At 36.1% G+C, this 17,197-nt stretch carries 14 protein-coding genes and 1 other RNA gene; 2 read left to right on the top strand and 13 right to left on the bottom strand.

The window, feature by feature from the left end:
• Positions 1–100: 100 nt before the first annotated feature.
• A complete protein-coding gene (gene mnmA, locus HMPREF3031_RS03280) occupies positions 101–1,213 on the bottom strand; it encodes a tRNA 2-thiouridine(34) synthase MnmA (RefSeq protein WP_002481106.1) in 1,113 nt (370 codons plus the stop codon).
• A gap of 2 nt (positions 1,214–1,215) precedes the next feature.
• Entirely contained in the window at positions 1,216–2,358 is a 1,143-nt protein-coding gene (locus HMPREF3031_RS03275) for a cysteine desulfurase family protein (RefSeq protein ID WP_002481107.1), read from the bottom strand.
• Between the two features lie 182 nt (positions 2,359–2,540).
• On the opposite strand from HMPREF3031_RS03275, the gene HMPREF3031_RS03270 reads away from it, so the two are divergent.
• On the top strand, positions 2,541–3,545 hold the full coding sequence (locus HMPREF3031_RS03270; RefSeq protein ID WP_002481108.1) for an LLM class flavin-dependent oxidoreductase: 1,005 nt from the start codon (positions 2,541–2,543) through the stop codon (positions 3,543–3,545).
• Between the two features lie 94 nt (positions 3,546–3,639).
• On the opposite strand, the gene HMPREF3031_RS03265 is transcribed toward HMPREF3031_RS03270, so the two are convergent.
• Together HMPREF3031_RS03265 and cymR are read right to left on the bottom strand one after the other, a co-directional pair.
• On the bottom strand, positions 3,640–3,846 hold the full coding sequence (locus HMPREF3031_RS03265; protein WP_002481109.1) for a CsbD family protein: 207 nt from the start codon (positions 3,844–3,846) through the stop codon (positions 3,640–3,642).
• 129 nt (positions 3,847–3,975) lie between these two features.
• A complete protein-coding gene (gene cymR / locus HMPREF3031_RS03260; protein WP_002481110.1) occupies positions 3,976–4,395 on the bottom strand; it encodes a cysteine metabolism transcriptional regulator CymR in 420 nt (139 codons plus the stop codon).
• Between the two features lie 86 nt (positions 4,396–4,481).
• On the opposite strand from cymR, the gene HMPREF3031_RS03255 reads away from it, so the two are divergent.
• Positions 4,482–5,762, top strand: a complete 1,281-nt coding sequence (locus HMPREF3031_RS03255) for a replication-associated recombination protein A (RefSeq protein WP_002481111.1) — start codon at positions 4,482–4,484, stop codon at positions 5,760–5,762.
• Positions 5,763–5,791: 29 nt separating this feature from the next.
• On the opposite strand, the gene HMPREF3031_RS03250 is transcribed toward HMPREF3031_RS03255, so the two are convergent.
• From HMPREF3031_RS03250 to recJ, 9 genes are all read right to left on the bottom strand, one after another.
• The gene (locus HMPREF3031_RS03250) at positions 5,792–6,589 is read right to left on the bottom strand and encodes a tRNA threonylcarbamoyladenosine dehydratase (protein ID WP_070724601.1); all 798 of its coding nucleotides are present in this window, start codon (positions 6,587–6,589) and stop codon (positions 5,792–5,794) included.
• A gap of 134 nt (positions 6,590–6,723) precedes the next feature.
• Positions 6,724–6,914, bottom strand: a non-coding RNA gene (gene ssrS / locus HMPREF3031_RS03245) — 6S RNA.
• 72 nt (positions 6,915–6,986) lie between these two features.
• Positions 6,987–8,753 carry an aspartate--tRNA ligase gene (aspS, locus tag HMPREF3031_RS03240; protein WP_070724600.1) on the bottom strand — a complete coding sequence of 589 codons (1,767 nt, stop codon included), beginning with the start codon at positions 8,751–8,753 and terminating at the stop codon, positions 6,987–6,989.
• A 15-nt stretch (positions 8,754–8,768) separates the two neighbouring features.
• The gene (gene hisS, locus HMPREF3031_RS03235; protein ID WP_002481114.1) at positions 8,769–10,043 is read right to left on the bottom strand and encodes a histidine--tRNA ligase; all 1,275 of its coding nucleotides are present in this window, start codon (positions 10,041–10,043) and stop codon (positions 8,769–8,771) included.
• Positions 10,044–10,368: 325 nt separating this feature from the next.
• Positions 10,369–11,244 (bottom strand): N-acetylmuramoyl-L-alanine amidase family protein, encoded by an 876-nt coding sequence (locus HMPREF3031_RS03230; RefSeq protein WP_002481115.1) that lies wholly within the window; start codon positions 11,242–11,244, stop codon positions 10,369–10,371.
• Positions 11,241–11,693, bottom strand: coding sequence for a D-aminoacyl-tRNA deacylase (gene dtd, locus HMPREF3031_RS03225; protein ID WP_002481116.1), 453 nt, complete (start codon positions 11,691–11,693; stop codon positions 11,241–11,243). Before dtd ends, HMPREF3031_RS03230 begins: the two co-directional genes overlap by 4 nt.
• A gap of 15 nt (positions 11,694–11,708) precedes the next feature.
• Positions 11,709–13,898 (bottom strand): RelA/SpoT family protein, encoded by a 2,190-nt coding sequence (locus HMPREF3031_RS03220; protein WP_070724597.1) that lies wholly within the window; start codon positions 13,896–13,898, stop codon positions 11,709–11,711.
• Positions 13,899–14,249: 351 nt separating this feature from the next.
• Positions 14,250–14,768 (bottom strand): adenine phosphoribosyltransferase, encoded by a 519-nt coding sequence (locus tag HMPREF3031_RS03215; protein ID WP_002481118.1) that lies wholly within the window; start codon positions 14,766–14,768, stop codon positions 14,250–14,252.
• Positions 14,769–14,786: 18 nt separating this feature from the next.
• A complete protein-coding gene (gene recJ, locus HMPREF3031_RS03210) occupies positions 14,787–17,060 on the bottom strand; it encodes a single-stranded-DNA-specific exonuclease RecJ (RefSeq protein WP_037556412.1) in 2,274 nt (757 codons plus the stop codon).
• Positions 17,061–17,197: the final 137 nt, after the last annotated feature.

Raw genomic sequence — 17,197 nt, 5'->3', positions numbered from 1 at the left:
CTTAGTCCTCATTTCTTTCTTATTCAACTCTTTATTTTATCAGAAAAACTTGAAACTATGTAAAAAAGAGACTAGGAAAGTCCTAGTCCCTGATTAAAATTTAGACAACATATGTGAGTTGACCTTCATTTTTATAAACATCATCAATTGTTGCGCCACCTAAGCAAACGTCGCCATCATATAATACAACGGCTTGTCCAGGTGTGATTGCACGTACTGGTTCATCAAAATCAACACGGATTTGATCATCACCGATTTGTGTCACTGTCACCCCTGTATCTTTTTGACGATATCTAAATTTTGCGGTACAACGATAACCTTGTGATAAGTCGATATCGTTCACAAGTGAAACGTCAGAAGCGATCAAATAATCACTGTACAATGCATCATGATGGAAACCTTGTTCTACATATAACACATTATCTTCAAGGTTTTTACCTACAACAAACCATGGATCTCCATCGCCGCCGATACCTAGACCATGACGTTGACCGATTGTGTAATACATTAAACCGCCGTGTGTTCCCATTTTTTTACCGTTTAATGTGCGCATATCACCAGATTGCGCTGGTAAATAATTAGATAAGAAATCTTTGAAGTTTCGTTCGCCGATAAAGCAGATTCCTGTCGAATCTTTTTTCTTCGCAGTTGCTAAATCTTGTGCTAACGCGATTTCTCTGACTTCTGATTTCTCCATGCCGCCAAGTGGAAACATTACTTTTGATAGTTGTTCATGTGTCAGTTGATTTAAGAAATATGTTTGGTCTTTATTATTATCCACACCACGCAGCATTTCTACTGTGCCATCTTCATTGCGTCTTACTTGTGCATAATGGCCTGTCGCCACATAATCTGCACCGAGTTTCATAGCATGGTTTAAAAATGCTTTGAACTTAATTTCTTTATTACACATCACATCAGGATTTGGTGTGCGTCCTTTTTTATATTCATCTAGGAAGTAAGTAAAGACTTTATCCCAGTATTCTTTTTCGAAGTTTACCGCATAATACGGTATACCGATTTGGTTACAAACAGCAATCACGTCATTGTAGTCTTCTGTCGCGGTACAAACGCCATTTTCATCAGTGTCATCCCAGTTTTTCATGAAAATACCGATGACGTCATAGCCTTGTTCTTTTAAAAGATAGGCAGTCACTGAGCTGTCTACGCCGCCAGACATTCCTACTACAACACGAGTATCTTGGTTGCTCACGCTTATTCCTCCTTAAATTTCAAATAAATTTTCTGTATTTCTGCTACGATATATTTAATGTCACGTTCAGTTGTTAATTCGTTAAAACTGAAGCGGATAGATTGTTTTGTTCTAGGGTCGTCATCACCATACATGGCTGCTAAGACATGTGATGGTGTAGTTGAACCTGCAGTACATGCAGAGCCTGATGAGACTGCAATATTCGCTAAATCAAGCAAAGTTAACATCGTTTCCACATCGATGAATGGGAAGTACAAGTTCAAGATATGTCCTGTTGTATCGGTCATTGAACCGTTCACTTCAAATGGAATACTGCGTTCTTGTAAGTTGACTAAAAATGTTTCTTTAAGATTCATTAAATGAATGTTGTTTTCATCACGATGTTCTGTAGCTAACTTTAATGCTTCAGCCATTCCCGCAATTTGCGGTACATTTTCTGTTCCTGCACGACGTTTTGTTTCTTGTTCACCGCCAAGTTGTGAAAATTGAATAGGTGTCTTCGGTTTAACTAACAATGCACCGACACCTTTAGGGCCACCGAATTTATGTGCTGTTATACTCATTGTATCGAATTTAAAATCATCAAATTCAATCGGCAGATGTTCAACTGCTTGTACAGCATCCACATGTAAATAAGCATCATGTGCTTTAACGATGTCTTCTATATCATACATCGGCTGTACGGTACCTACTTCATTGTTCACAAACATGATAGAAACAAGAATAGTTTCATCACTCATAGCTGCCTTTAATTGTTCTAAATCGATGATACCTTCACGATCAACATCTAAATACGTAACGTGAAAGCCTTCACGCTCTAGTTGTTCAAATACATGCAAGACAGAATGATGTTCAATTTTTGATGTAATTAAATGCTTTCCTTTATGTTGATTAGCATATGCTAACCCTTTAATCGCAGTATTATTAGATTCAGTTGCCCCACTAGTGAAAATCACTTCATTAGGCGTTGCGCTTAATAATGACGCAATTTCTCTACGTGATGCATCTAAATATTGTCTGGCATCTCTACCTACACGATGAATGGATGAAGGATTGCCATAATGCTTCGCATACAATTCCATCATCTTATCAATTACTTCTTCTTTTACTGGAGTTGTTGCTGCATAATCTGCATATACTTCCATTTGTCAGACACTTCCTCACAATTTTATCAATGTTCCAATTCTAGCACCAACACTACAATTTTTCTAGTACTCTGTTCCACAAATATTATAACATGCAAAGCACATGCTTTAAGCAATAAAATTCTTTCTAATATTTGTTCTTGTTATAATTAATATATCATTCAAAACGAGGAGGTCTTTATGTGAGTGAAATTAAAGTTTCTGCACTCAATTTAGTACCTGTTAAATCAGGTGAAGATGAGAAGCAAGCCATCGATAATATGGTGGACTTAGCTCAACATCTAGATGAATTAGGATATGAACGATATTGGATTGCAGAACATCATAACGCTCCGAATTTAGTGAGTTCTGCGACAGCGTTATTGATTCAACACACATTAGAGCATACGAAAAACATCCGTGTCGGTTCAGGCGGTATTATGTTGCCAAACCATGCACCATTAGTCGTAGCTGAACAATTCGGTACATTAGAAACAATGTTTAAAAACCGAGTCGATTTAGGCTTAGGTCGTGCACCGGGTACAGATATGATGACAGCGAGCGCATTACGCAGAGATCAACATAATGGTGTTTATGCGTTCCCTGAAGAAGTTGCACAACTACAAAAATACTTCGGACCGGAAAACCAACAAGGCTACGTACGTGCATATCCTGCTGTTGATAAAAACGTTCCATTATATATTTTAGGTTCTTCTACAGACTCTGCACATCTCGCTGCAAGAATGGGCTTACCTTATGTATTTGCTGGTCACTTTGCACCGCAACAAATGAGAGAAGCTATGTCCATTTATAAAGAATTATTCGAACCATCTGAAGTATTAGACAAACCATATATGATTGTATGCTTGAATGCGATTGTTGCTGAAACAGATGAAGAAGCTGAAAAATTAGCAACAACATTAGCACAAGTTACAGTGAGCATTACACGCGGCAGAATGGAACCGCTGCAACCACCAATTGATAATTTAGCAGATGTGCTTACTCCTGCAGAATTACAAATGGCAAAAGGTCGCTTAGGTGTTTCATTAGTAGGTTCAGAAGAAACTGTTAAACAACAAATCGAAAAATTCATGGATATCTACGGCGAGTTTGATGAATTGATGGCAATCAGTTATATCTATGATCAAGAAAAACAAAAAGAATCATTCGAACGCTTACAACGTGTTATGAAACAAGTTCGTAAATAAATATATATACGTTGATCAGTATTTTGGTTAAAACACAAATAACGGGCAGAACCTTAAATGATTCTGCCCGTTATTTCTATTTATTGATTGATAATTATTTATCTTTATTGAATTTATCTTTTAATTTGCCAGCTGCATCTTTTGCTTTGTCTGCAGCATCATTGATTTTTTCATCAACTTTACCTGAAGCTTTATCTGCTTTACCTTCATTTTCTAATTTCTTATTATCAGTAGCATTACCTACTGTTTCTTTAACGTTGCCTTTTGCTTGTTCTAATTTGTCTTCACCTTTATTTGCCATAATCGATTCCTCCAATTATTTCAAATCTAGTTATATTATATGAATACCACATGTGAATTTGAATAAACATATCCATATTACGCATTAAAAAATGCAGTCCAACAACCTGTAGTTGAACTGCAATACTTATTAAATATAGAACATGTAATTATCGCGTTTATCAGTATCGTTAAAGTCTGCTAAATATTTTAACGTTGTGCCATCTAATACTTCTCTGACTGCGTCTCTCATGCGCAACCAAAGTTCTTGTTGTGCTGGCGGCTCTGAATCTATACTTTCAACGAATGAAATCGGACCTTCAAGCAGGCGAATAATATCTCCGGCTTTAATTTCATCAGCTGGGACACGGAGTTGGTATCCACCTTTAGCACCGCGTACACTACGAATCAATCCGGCATTTCTTAAAGGTCCTACTAATTGTTCTAGGTATAGATCACTTAATTTATTTTCTTCTGCAATAGTTTTTAACGATACGCAACCTTGACCTTCCCTCTTAGCAAGAGAAATCATTAAGGTTAAGCCATATCTCCCTTTTGTTGAAATTTTCATTTTATTACCTCGCTTAATCCGATTTTATTTTATTCAATTCTAGCATTTTTTACGTTAATATAGTAATAGAAAGGTGTGACTCTATCTTGACTAACGAACCTTTAGCATCTAGAATGCGTCCGCAAAACCTAGATGAAATCATATCACAACAACACTTAGTTGGTCCAAAAGGTATCATTAGAAGAATGGTTGAATCCAAACGACTGACTTCAATGATTTTTTATGGACCTCCTGGTATTGGAAAAACCAGTATTGCGAAAGCCATCGCAGGTTCTACACAGTTTAAGTTCAGACAATTAAACGCTGTGACAAATACCAAAAAAGACATGCAAATGGTGGTTGAAGAAGCGAAAATGTCTGGTCAAGTCATTTTACTGCTTGATGAAATCCATCGTTTAGATAAAGCTAAACAAGATTTCCTGTTACCTCACTTAGAGAACGGAAAAATTGTACTTATTGGTGCGACAACATCCAATCCGTACCATGCGATTAATCCTGCTATTCGTTCACGAGCACAGATATTTGAACTCTATCCTCTGACAGAAGAAGATGTTGCTGTAGCATTAGAACGCGCTTTAGCTGATGAAGAACGCGGTCTTGCTACCTATCATGCAACAGTTGATCATGATGCAATGCAATACTTCTCTACTCAAAGTCACGGTGATGTGCGCAGTGCTTTAAACGCCTTAGAACTTTCAGTACTAAGTGCTAAACCTGATGAGAATGACAAAATTCACGTTTCTTTAGAAGATGCCAAAGATTGTATGCAAAAAGGCAGCTTTGTCAGTGATAAAGATGGTGACATGCACTATGATGTCATGAGTGCTTTCCAAAAATCAATTCGAGGCAGTGATACTGATGCCGCATTACATTATCTTGCACGACTGATTGAAGCAGGAGATCTCCCAACCATCGCGAGAAGATTACTAGTGATCAGCTATGAAGATATCGGTTTAGCATCCCCTGGTGCCGGGCAACGTACACTCGCTGCCATTGAATCTGCAGAACGTTTAGGATTTCCAGAAGCACGCATTCCGCTCAGTCAAGCAGTTATTGAATTATGCTTATCACCTAAATCAAATTCAGGTATCAAAGCCATTGACGCTGCTTTATCTGATATTAGAAAAGGTTATGTCGGCCAAGTGCCTAATCATCTTAAAGATGGTCATTATAAAGGCGCTAAAGAATTAGGTCATGCAATTGGTTATCAATATCCGCATGATTCTGAGAATGGCTTTATACCACAGCAATATCTGCCGGATAAACTTAAAAACAGACATTATTACCATCCTAAAACAACATCTAAAACTGAACAGCAACTTAAACAAATCTATGACAATATTACTAAGCAGCAAAACAAGCGTTAATTAAGGTTGATAGAAGAATCGTAGTCAGTCTACGATTCTACATCAGCCTTTTTTTTTTGGTTTTTATCTTTGATTCTAGTCACAGGTATATCTTTTAAGACATCGTTGATGACATAACTTGCACAAATTAAGCCTACTACACTTGGCACAAATGCATTTGAAGATGGTGGCATTTGACCTTTACGCGTTGCCGCATTTTTATCGCCGACTGTTTCTTTAACATCTTCTCTGATGACGATTGGACTTTCATCTGAAAAAACAACTGGAATCCCTTTTTTAATACCTTCTTTTTTCAATTTTTGTCTAATTATTTTTGCGATAGGATCTGTATTCGTTTTAGAAATATCGGCAATTTGGAAACGTGTTGGATCTGTTTTATTTGCAGCACCCATACTAGAAATGATTTTAATGCCGCGTTTCAAACATTCTTTCATCAAATGCACTTTATAAATAATTGTGTCGCTCGCATCAATAATGTAATCAATATCATAATCATTGAACAGTTGTTCATACGTTTCTTCGGTATAGAACATATGTAAAGAAGTTACTTTACAATCAGGATTGATTAATTTGATACGTTCTTCCATCAATGTCACTTTACTTTGACCGATAGTCGTTGTAAGTGCATGTAATTGACGGTTCACATTAGTAATGTCCACATCATCTTTATCAATTAAAATGATATGGCCGATATTTGTTCTAGCTAAAGCTTCTGCTGCAAAAGACCCAACGCCTCCAACGCCAAGTACTGCAACTGTTTGTTGTTTTAATAAATCAAGTCCCTCTTTACCGTATGCCAATTCATTACGTGAAAATTGATGTTTCATCAAATCTATACTCCTTTAATCTAACTTTACTACCATATACCATTATAACAAATTTAGATAATATTATTTCGTGAAAAAGCCAAACTTTGAAAAGAAAATAAAAAAAAATACGTAGGACCGAAGTCCTACGTACGATAGAATCCGTTGTACCGTAGTTATTAGAGCTTGATCATTTTGGCCTGCTAATTACAGGTGGGTGCCCTGTTTCTTGTTTTGCAAGTCCTCCTTAAGAGGCGTGTGCGCTGCAAGAAAACCTATTGGACTCCCTGATCAAAGAGTGTTAGGTCAAAATACATACAGCAAACTACGAGTATTTCAGACGACTATCTTATACTTAGATATTACCACATAAAATGGTAATTGCAAATATAAACACTCTCAAAGTGTAATTTTTCTATTAATGACGAATGCGCAATGCTAATTCTTCTAATTGTTTATTAGAAACTTCACTTGGTGCTTGTGTCATTAATGATACAGCTGACGCAGTTTTAGGGAATGCGATTGTATCACGTAAGTTTGTACGTCCTGTTAATAACATGACGAAGCGGTCAAGACCTAATGCGATACCGCCATGTGGTGGTGCACCATATTTGAATGCATCAAGTAAGAAGCCGAATTGATCTTGTGCTTCTTCTTTTGTAAAGCCTAAGACTTCAAACATTTTTTCTTGAATATCACCATTGTGGATTCTGATTGAACCGCCGCCTAATTCATAACCGTTTAATACGATATCGTACGCTTTCGCTTGTGCTCTTTCTGGTTCAGAATCTAATTTGTCTAAATCTTCATCTTTAGGTGATGTGAAAGGATGGTGCGCTGCTACATAGCGTTTTTCATCTTCATCATATTCAAGTAACGGCCAATCTGTTACCCATAAGAAGTTTAATTTATCTTCATCAATTAAGCCTAACTCATGCGCTAATTTTACACGTAATGCACCTAAACTTTGTGCGACAACACTTGGTTTATCTGCAACAAATAATACTAAATCTCCTGCTTCTGCATCTGTTAAAGATTTTAATGTTTCAACATTTTCAACTTCAAAGAATCTTGCGATTGGTCCGCTTAAGCCATCTTCAACAACTTTGACCCAAGCTAATCCTTTTGCACCATAGATATTCACAAACTCAGTTAATTTATCAATATCTTTACGTGTATATTTGTCTGAAGCACCTTTCGCAACTAATGCTTTTACTTCTCCGCCTTTTTCTACTGTATCTTTAAAGACTTTGAAGTCCATTGTTTCTCCTAGTTTTGAAACATCCAATAACTCCATGTCAAAACGTGTATCTGGTTTATCAGAACCATAACGTGACATAGCTTCTGCGTATGTCATACGTGGGAATTGTTCAGTCAATTCAACACCTTTAACATCTTTTACAACACTTTTCAGCATGTCTTCACCAAGTTCCATAACATCTTCTTGGTCTACGAAACTCATTTCAATATCGACTTGCGTGAATTCAGGTTGTCTGTCTGCACGTAAGTCTTCGTCACGGAAACATTTTACGATTTGGTAATATTTATCGAAGCCGCTGATCATCAATAATTGTTTGAACAATTGTGGTGATTGCGGTAGCGCATAGAATTTACCTTCATGCACACGAGATGGTACTAAATAGTCACGTGCACCTTCTGGTGTTGATTTAGTTAAGAAAGGTGTTTCGATATCTAAGAAACCTTCTTTATCTAAATATTCATGAATTGCGCGTGTAATGTGGTGACGCATTTTAATTGTTTGCGCAAGTTCTTGTCTTCTTAAATCTAAATAACGATATTTTAAACGGATATTTTCATCCACTTGTTGTGAATCATCATTTATTGAAAATGGCGGAGTTTGTGCTTTGTTGATGATATTGATTTTATCAACTTGTACTTCAACATTACCTGTTTTAATTTTAGGGTTTACAGTTTCAGGATCACGTTTTGTTACTGTACCTTCAACTTCAATCACGTATTCAGAACGGATAGATTCCGCAACTTCTAATGCCTCTTTAGAAAAGTCTGGGTTGAAGACGATTTGTACATAGCCTTCACGGTCACGTAAATCAACAAAGATTAATCCACCTAAGTCACGACGATTGTGTACCCATCCTTTTAAAGTGACGTGTTGTCCTAAAAGGTCTTCCGTTACAAGACCACAATAAGTTGTTCTTTTACTCATAATTACTCTCTCCTCTTATTTCGCTTTCTTCTCTTCAAAATATGAAACTAAATCCGTGAGTTGAATCGCTTCTGATTCTCCGCTCTCCATATGTTTGATATTGATATTTCCATCTTCAAGTTCTTGGTCGCCTATTACAATCGTATATTCAGCTCCTACACGGTTCGCTTGCTTCATTTGACCTTTAATTTTACGTTTCAAGTAATCTTTATCTGCTTTAATACCGTGATGGCGTAAATCATTTAATAATTTAACTGCGTAACGGTCCGCTTTTTCACCCATCGTTACAATAAATAAATCTAAATGATCTTCATCTTCGATTTCGATACCTTCTTCTTCTAACGCAAGTAGTAAACGTTCAATACTTAATGCGAAACCAATACCTGTTTGTTTTGGTCCATCTAGTAATTCTAATAAACCATTGTAACGTCCGCCGCCGCATAGTGTTGTGATGGCACCATCATAATCTGGACTGTCAATCATTAATTCAAAAGCAGTGTGTGTATAATAATCCAGACCACGAACTAAGTTTGGATCTTCCACATAAGGAATACCTAATTCATCTAAATAACTTTTAACTTGTTCATAATAAGCTTTTGATTCTTCGTTTAAATATTCTGTGATGCGTGGTGCAGTTTTAACCGCTTCTTTATCTCTATCCACTTTACAATCCAAAATACGCATTGGATTCGTATACAAGCGAGATTGGCAGTCACTACAGAACGTATCAATGACAGGTTCAAAGTGCTTAATTAACGCTTCGTTATATTCCTTACGAGAATCAAAGTCACCCACACTATTAATCACAAGTTTCAAGTGTTTTAAGCCGAATGATTCATAGATATGCATTACCATTGCTAAAACTTCAGCATCAATACTTGGATCTTCGGCACCGATTGCTTCTACACCGAATTGATTAAATTGACGATAACGCCCTTTTTGTTTACGTTCATATCTGAACATCGGACCATTATAGTAAAGTTTAATCGGTTGGTTCGGATCACCTTGCATTTTATTTTCAATGTATGAACGAACTACTGCTGCAGTACCTTCTGGTCTTAATGTAATACTGCGATCACCTTTATCTTTGAATGTATACATTTCTTTTTGTACAACATCTGTTGAATCGCCGACACCTCTTGCGAATAAGTCAGTGCTTTCAAAAATAGGTGTGCGAATTTCTTTATAATTATAAAGTTCCATTAATTCATCTAATTTTGTTTCAATATATCTCCATTTTCTGCTTTGATCAGGCAGAATATCTTGTGTACCACGTGGGATTTTAATCATATCGTCACTTCCTTTTAGAAATAAAAAAGCCCCTTGTATGATATCACTATCACACAAGGGACGAATTTTCCGTGTTGCCACCCTAATTGAACTGTATAGCACAGTTCCACTTTAAACATTTAACGTATGTTGTACGGAAGATAAACAGAAACTATTTACCTTCACCTCTTCTTGTGTTCAATAATGACAAAATTACTCTGAATAATCTTTCAGCCTAGGATTATTTCTCTTGTATCATTTCGTAATGTCTATTCAAGAATCGTAACGGTTTTAATTATTTTATTCAGATACTATCATAACGATTTTAAGCATTGATTGCAACTATTTAAGCTGAAAAATACATACGCAAACCATCAACAATAGACTGTTCTAATATTTGGCGATGCAATTTATCTCGTATCATCATCTCATCTGTTGGATTACTGATATACCCTAGTTCAATTAACACAGCTGGTATTTTAGATTGACGCAATACTTGATAATTTTCCTGTCTCGCACCTTTAGGTGACAGCAAACCTTTTTTCTGTATACTCATACTTAAAACTTGTGCTAAATCTTCTTGTTTTTTCTTGTACCAATATACTGTTGCGCCATTTGCTTCAGGAGACTCCAAAGCGTCATTATGTAAGCTGATAAACGCATCACCTTTAAGATTTCTATCTTTCAGTTTGACGTAATTATCATTGTCACGCGTCATTTTAACAGTTGCGCCTTCTTGCTCAAGTTTCTTTTTTAACTCCAATCCAGTTTTTAAAGTATAAACTTTTTCTAAAGATTTATACTTAGTGCCACTGGCTGCTCCCTGGTCACCACCGCCATGACCAGGGTCCAGTACAATCACTTTGCCTTTTAACGGCTTAGCATTCGGATCATTATCTGGCGGAATATCTAAATCCGTATGCCATCCAGCCACCCATCCTTTTTGCTTGCCATTACTCGTTTCAACATAAATCCATTTACCTTTTTTATCAAGTTTATGGAATGTTTCACCTTTTTCAGCAGGAAAAATCTCAGGATAAACGGCGTTAGGACCCGTTCTTAATTCTGCATCTTCTTTCATTGTTACACTATCATCATGTTTATCTTGATAATTGGCAACGAGAATTATCGTAAATACAACAATAATAATTAAGAGTGCAGCAATGAGTACGGGAATCGGTTTAAGTCTATGCTTTTTAAACCACCGTTCTATTCGGTTCATATCACTTTGCCGTCCTGACTTTCATAAATAATCGTCACAGGACCGTCATTTGCGATATCCACTAACATATCAGTACCGAATTCACCTGTCTTAACTTCTAAGTCATAAGTACGTAATGTATCGTTCAATGCTTCGTATAAGCGATTTGCTTCATCTGGAGATTTAGAATTTGAAAAGCCAGGTCTATTGCCTTTTTTAACATCAGCATATAACGTGAATTGAGATATAGATAATATCTCACCCCCGATTTGCTGAACATTCAAATTCATTTTTCCTTCTTCATCTTCAAAGATTCTTGCATTGGCTATCTTTTTTGCCACTGCTTGCACATCTGCTTCAGTCGAATCTTTACCGACACCAACTAACAAACATAAACCTTTTCCAATTTGATTATTTAACGTTTCATTTGTTACAGATGCTTGTTTGACACGTTGTACTACTACTCTCATTTATATACACCTCAGTTAGTTCCAAACTCTTGTTACTGTATAGACGTCTCCTAGTTGTTTAATACGTTCTACGACTTTAAATACTTCGTTGACGTTTTTAACCATCACACTTAAATTAATAATAGCATTTTTTTCAACATCAGATTTACCTGATACTTTAACTAAATTACTGTCAGTTGCGTTAACCGCTTGTAGTACTTCATTAAGTAATCCGTTGCGGTCATAGGCAGTGACTTCTAAATCAACTTGATAACGTTGTGTAGAGTCTTTAGATTTCACCCACTCTACGCTGATCAAACGTTCTTTTTCATTTCGGATATTCGGACAATCTGTACGGTGTACTTTAATACCATGTCCTTTAGTAATATAACCTACAATATCGTCACCTGGAATCGGATTACAGCATTTAGATAATTTGATCAATACGTTTTCAATACCTTCAACATAAACACCGCTGTCTGTGGTGATATTGTCTTTAATCGGTACAGATTTTGTGACTTCTTGCGCTTCATTCAATGCACGTTGCTTGTCAAGAATACGTTGTTTTTCCGTTAACTTGTTAACGATTTGTGATGATGTCACACCGCCAAAACCTACTGCCGCAAATAAATCATCTTCATTTAAGAAATTATATTTTTGATTGACGATATCTATATTCGCTTCTGTCAATACTTCATCAACTTTAAAGCCTTGTTCCTTAATTTCCGCTTCTACCATAAACTTACCTTTTTCAATGTTTGAAGAACGGTCTTGTTTTTTGAAGAAGCTTTTAATTTTGCTTTTTGCACTGGAAGAACGAACAATTTTCAACCAGTCTCTGCTTGGTCCATAGGAATGTTTGCTTGTTCGTATTTCAACAATATCTCCAGTTTGCAATACGTAATCAATCGGTTCGATTTTACCATTGACCTTTGCACCGATCATTTTGTTGCCGACTTCACTGTGTACGGCATAGGCGAAGTCAATCGGAACTGCACCATAAGGTAATTCAATCACATCACTTTGTGGTGTGAAGGCATATACTTTATCACTTTGTAAATCGAACTTCAATGATTCCATAAATTCTTGTGCATCATTCGCTGTTTTATCCGCTTCTGCCAAGTCTTTCAACCATGATAGTTTCTTAGCATAACTTGAATTATCATCAGTGACTTTCTTGCCTTCTTTATAAGCCCAATGCGCCGCAACCCCGTGTTCAGCAATTTCATGCATTTCATGTGTTCTGATTTGAATTTCTAAAGGATCGCCATTTGGACCTACAACAGTGGTGTGCAACGATTGATACATGTTTTGTTTAGGCATCGCAATATAGTCTTTGAATCTGCCAGGCATCGGTTTCCATAAAGTATGTACTAAACCTAATACCGCATAACAATCTTTAATTGAATCAACAATAATACGCACTGCTAATAAATCAAAGATTTGATCGAATTGTTTCTTTTGTTTCATCATTTTACGATAGATACTGTAAATATGTTTAGGACGGCCGTTAATCTCACCTGAAATATGCATTTTATCCGTTTCAGCACGTATATTGTCTATCGCGTTTGCAATATAAGCTTCACGCTCACTACGTTTTTTCTTCATGAGATTGACGATACGGAAGTACTGTACACCATCGATATAACGAAGCGCTATATCTTCAAGTTCCCATTTGATTGTATTAATCCCTAAACGGTGTGCAAGAGGTGCGTAAATCTCTAATGTTTCTTTAGAAATTCTAATTTGTTTTTCTCTCGGCATCGCTTTTAAAGTACGCATATTATGCAGTCTATCTGCTAATTTAACTAAGATAACACGTACATCTTTGGCAATCGCAATAAATAACTTTCTATGGTTCTCAGCTTGTTGTTCTTCTTTAGAACGATATTTGACTTTCTTTAATTTCGTAACCCCTTCAACAATCATGGCTACTTCATCGTTAAACATCGCTTTTACGTCATCAAATGTGTAAGGAGTATCCTCAATTACATCATGTAAGAAGCCTGCAACAATAGTCGGTCCGTCAAGATGCATCTCAGTTAAAATACCAGCTACTTGAATCGGGTGCATAATATAAGGCAAACCATTTTTTCTGAATTGGCCTTGATGCGCTTCATATGCGATATGATAGCTTTTCAAGACATGTTCATACTCCTCTTTGGATAAGTAGGATTTTGCTTTATATAAGACTTCATCTGCGCTGTATGGATATTCATTATTCACATTAGACACCCCCACATCTTCTTTTTAAGTACATTTTATTTTATAAACTGCTTGTCAGTTTGTTTGAATATTTCGTATTTCGACAATAGTTATATAGGTTACCAGCCTATTTTCAACTCGTTCCTTTTATCACAACTTACATTTATATTAAATAATATATCTATTCTACTATACATTGACAGATAATTGAACCACTATACTTCGACGTATTGTGTGAACTTTCGCAATTATCTTGTCAGTGTCGTTTACAAGCTTACCTTGTAGAATTAACTTTTATTTTAAAAACAAAAAACAAATTTTGCAAATAAATAAATGTATCGCTTACTCTTCACTAGTAAGCGATACATTATTTTACTCATTATATGAAATTAAGCTTAATACTTCGTAGTCTTTAATCTTTTCATAACCATGTAAATATTTTAATTCGATGATAAAGGCAATACCAGCCACAATACCTCCTAGTTCTTCAACGAGTTTGATTGTAGCTTCAATCGTGCCGCCTGTCGCTAGCAAATCATCAGTAATTAAGACGCGTTGTCCTGGTTTAATAGCATCCTTATGCATAGTTAAAACGTTAGTACCATATTCCAAGTTGTACTCATATTTGATGACTTCTCTAGGAAGTTTGCCTTCTTTACGTACTGGTGCAAACCCAATTCCCATTGAATACGCTACAGGACAACCGATGATAAAGCCACGTGCTTCAGGACCTACAACGATATCTACTTCTTTTTCTCTAGCAAATTCAACGATTTGATCTGTCGCATAACCATAAGCTTCCCCATTATCCATAATCGTTGTGATATCTTTGAAATTGACGCCTTCTTTAGGCCAATCTTGTACTTCTGAAACATATTGTTTTAAATCCATTTATTTATTTCCTCCTAATTACTTAGCTAGCTGTTCTTTAATCCAAAGTTTCACCTTTGAAAAGTCATCATATAACAAGAATTTCTCAACATCTATCCGTTTAAGTCTTGCTTGATAAAGCTTACTAGAAGTAATGTCCTTTTTATCTACATTTTTATTCACTTTAATTATACCATGATTATTCTCAATAAAATCTAATTCATTAAAGACTTTGAGCATAAATATCAATAAAGGCGGTTTGATTTTTAAATAGTTGCATAACTGCATTCCATCTTGTTCTAAGTTGATTTCATCTTTCATAAATAAGGCTTTATAGCACGCCTTAAAATGGTTCATTTGCGGCATGCCGTCAAAATAAATAGAGTGTTGATGGTTCAACTCTAAAATAATTTGACTGGCTTGAATTGACTTTAATGTTTGTGCCATGGTTTCTAAATCCAATGGTAACTCTTTAAAGATATATCTGTCATAAACTTGTTCAATTATATCTCCATAGAAATATTGATGTTCATGTGCTTTTTCAGCCTGTGCATTGATAATTTCTGCAGTCGATGCATTATCATGCATCTCATGTTGACGTGCTTTGCCTCTGAAGTCTAAAATTTGCAGCTGTTCTGAAGCCATATCTTGTACCATGAATTGAGGCGATTGATTACCATTCCATTCATTTATTTGTAAAGTCCCGATTAAATTTAAGGGCTCGTTCGGTTCTAGTTGGTGTGCATATGCACCATTTTGCCAATAAAGGGCTTGTAACTTAGAATCACCTAGTGTCATTTTTAAATGTTTGCCTTCTTGACCAATCCCTTTAGATTGTTTGACTTGAATCCCATCTAATTCAAACACAGGACTAGTAAAGTCTGTACCGAATGGTCGTAACTTTTCAATATCTGAAATATTTTTAACCGTAATATCAGATTCGCTTAATACTAAATCTACTTTTTTCCTAGGTGTTAAATCTACGTGTTTTGCGAGTTCTGCCATATGAGCATTTAACGCTGTTTTAAGCTTTTCTATATTCTCAATTGGTAAAGTCATTCCCGCTGCCATATGATGCCCACCGAATTTTGAAATCAATGGTCTTTCTTTATCTAGCATCTCATACATTGAAACTTGTTCAATACTGCGTGCAGAACCTTTCGCAAAATCTTGTGCAGTATCAATATTTAGAATGATCGTCGGCAAGCCATATGTTTCAACAATTCGTGAGGCAACGATGCCAAGAACACCTTCATGCCAATTTTCTTGGGCAAGGATTAAGAAGCGGTTTCCAGCTTCTACTTCCGCTTGTGCCATTTCAAGTGCTTCGTCTGCAATCTCTTGAACAATATCTTTTCGTTCTTGATTAAAATGTTCAACTTGCTCAGCTAAGAATTCCGCTTCTTCCGCACTTTCACACATTAACAATTCCGCTGCTAAACTTGCATCATCTAGACGGCCTACTGCATTCAAACGCGGTCCTATTATAAAACCAATCGTTTCTTCGTTTATCGCGTCGTTATACCCTGCTTGACTTAGCAGCGCTTCGATGGCAACTGATGGATGATTGTTCATCACCTTTATACCTTGTTGTACAATAGCTCGGTTTTCGTCTGTTAATGAGACCAAATCAGCAACTGTACCGATGGCTGCCAAAGCTGTAAATTCAGGTGCAGGATGATCAAGTAATGCTTGAGCAATTTTTAATGCGACCCCTGCACCGCTTAAGTATTTAAATGGATAGTCAAAATCTGGATGCATCGGATGCACAATCGCATAAGCTTCCGGTAACGTTTCACCAATTTCATGGTGATCTGTAATAATCACATCTATGTCTAATTCTTTAGCCACTAGCATTTCATGATGACCTTGGATACCATTATCAACTGTAATAATCAAATCGATACCTTCATCCGCTGCATTTCTAAAGGCTGCTTCATTTGGTCCATATCCTTCAGTAAATCGATTTGGAATATACCATCCGACTTCTGCACCAAGTTCTCTTAATGCACTGACTAATATAGATGTAGATGTTACCCCATCAGCATCATAATCTCCATAAACTAAAATACGTTCTTTTTTATCAAGTGCTTGATTGATACGTTCAATAGTTTTCTTCATATCACTTAACGCATAAGGGTCATGCTGAATTTGAGATGGTTCTAGTAATTGTTTGATTTCAGAAGACGCTATTACACCTTTGCTTTGTAATATTTTTTGTACGATAGGTGTAAGCTTTAATGCTTTAGCGTCATCTGATGTGATTTCTGATATATTCGATTGTAAATCCCATTTATACTTAGCTTTAATCATATAACGACTTCCCTCTTTTCCACATGTCATTATACAGAAGAACTCATAAAATAAAAAGCAACTTCTACCAAACATAGCGTTTTACATCATAAAAAAACTCCCAGACTAAAAAGTCCAGGAGTTAATACTCTCGTTCT

Source organism: Staphylococcus sp. HMSC072B07 (genome assembly GCF_001815505.1).
Classification (GTDB): Bacteria; Bacillota; Bacilli; order Staphylococcales; family Staphylococcaceae; genus Staphylococcus; species Staphylococcus simulans.
Note: the sequence above shows the minus strand (reverse complement) of the source record. Positions and strands in the feature narration are given on the sequence as shown.

Coding starts and splice junctions, on each gene's coding strand:
- HMPREF3031_RS03275 (WP_002481107.1), bottom strand. CDS start 2,358: ATGGAAGTATATGCAGATTATGCAGCAACAACTCCAGTAAAAGAAGAA.
- HMPREF3031_RS03265 (WP_002481109.1), bottom strand. CDS start 3,846: ATGGCAAATAAAGGTGAAGACAAATTAGAACAAGCAAAAGGCAACGTT.
- cymR (WP_002481110.1), bottom strand. CDS start 4,395: ATGAAAATTTCAACAAAAGGGAGATATGGCTTAACCTTAATGATTTCT.
- HMPREF3031_RS03250 (WP_070724601.1), bottom strand. CDS start 6,589: ATGAAACATCAATTTTCACGTAATGAATTGGCATACGGTAAAGAGGGA.
- aspS (WP_070724600.1), bottom strand. CDS start 8,753: ATGAGTAAAAGAACAACTTATTGTGGTCTTGTAACGGAAGACCTTTTA.
- hisS (WP_002481114.1), bottom strand. CDS start 10,043: ATGATTAAAATCCCACGTGGTACACAAGATATTCTGCCTGATCAAAGC.
- HMPREF3031_RS03230 (WP_002481115.1), bottom strand. CDS start 11,244: ATGAACCGAATAGAACGGTGGTTTAAAAAGCATAGACTTAAACCGATT.
- dtd (WP_002481116.1), bottom strand. CDS start 11,693: ATGAGAGTAGTAGTACAACGTGTCAAACAAGCATCTGTAACAAATGAA.
- HMPREF3031_RS03215 (WP_002481118.1), bottom strand. CDS start 14,768: ATGGATTTAAAACAATATGTTTCAGAAGTACAAGATTGGCCTAAAGAA.
- recJ (WP_037556412.1), bottom strand. CDS start 17,060: ATGATTAAAGCTAAGTATAAATGGGATTTACAATCGAATATATCAGAA.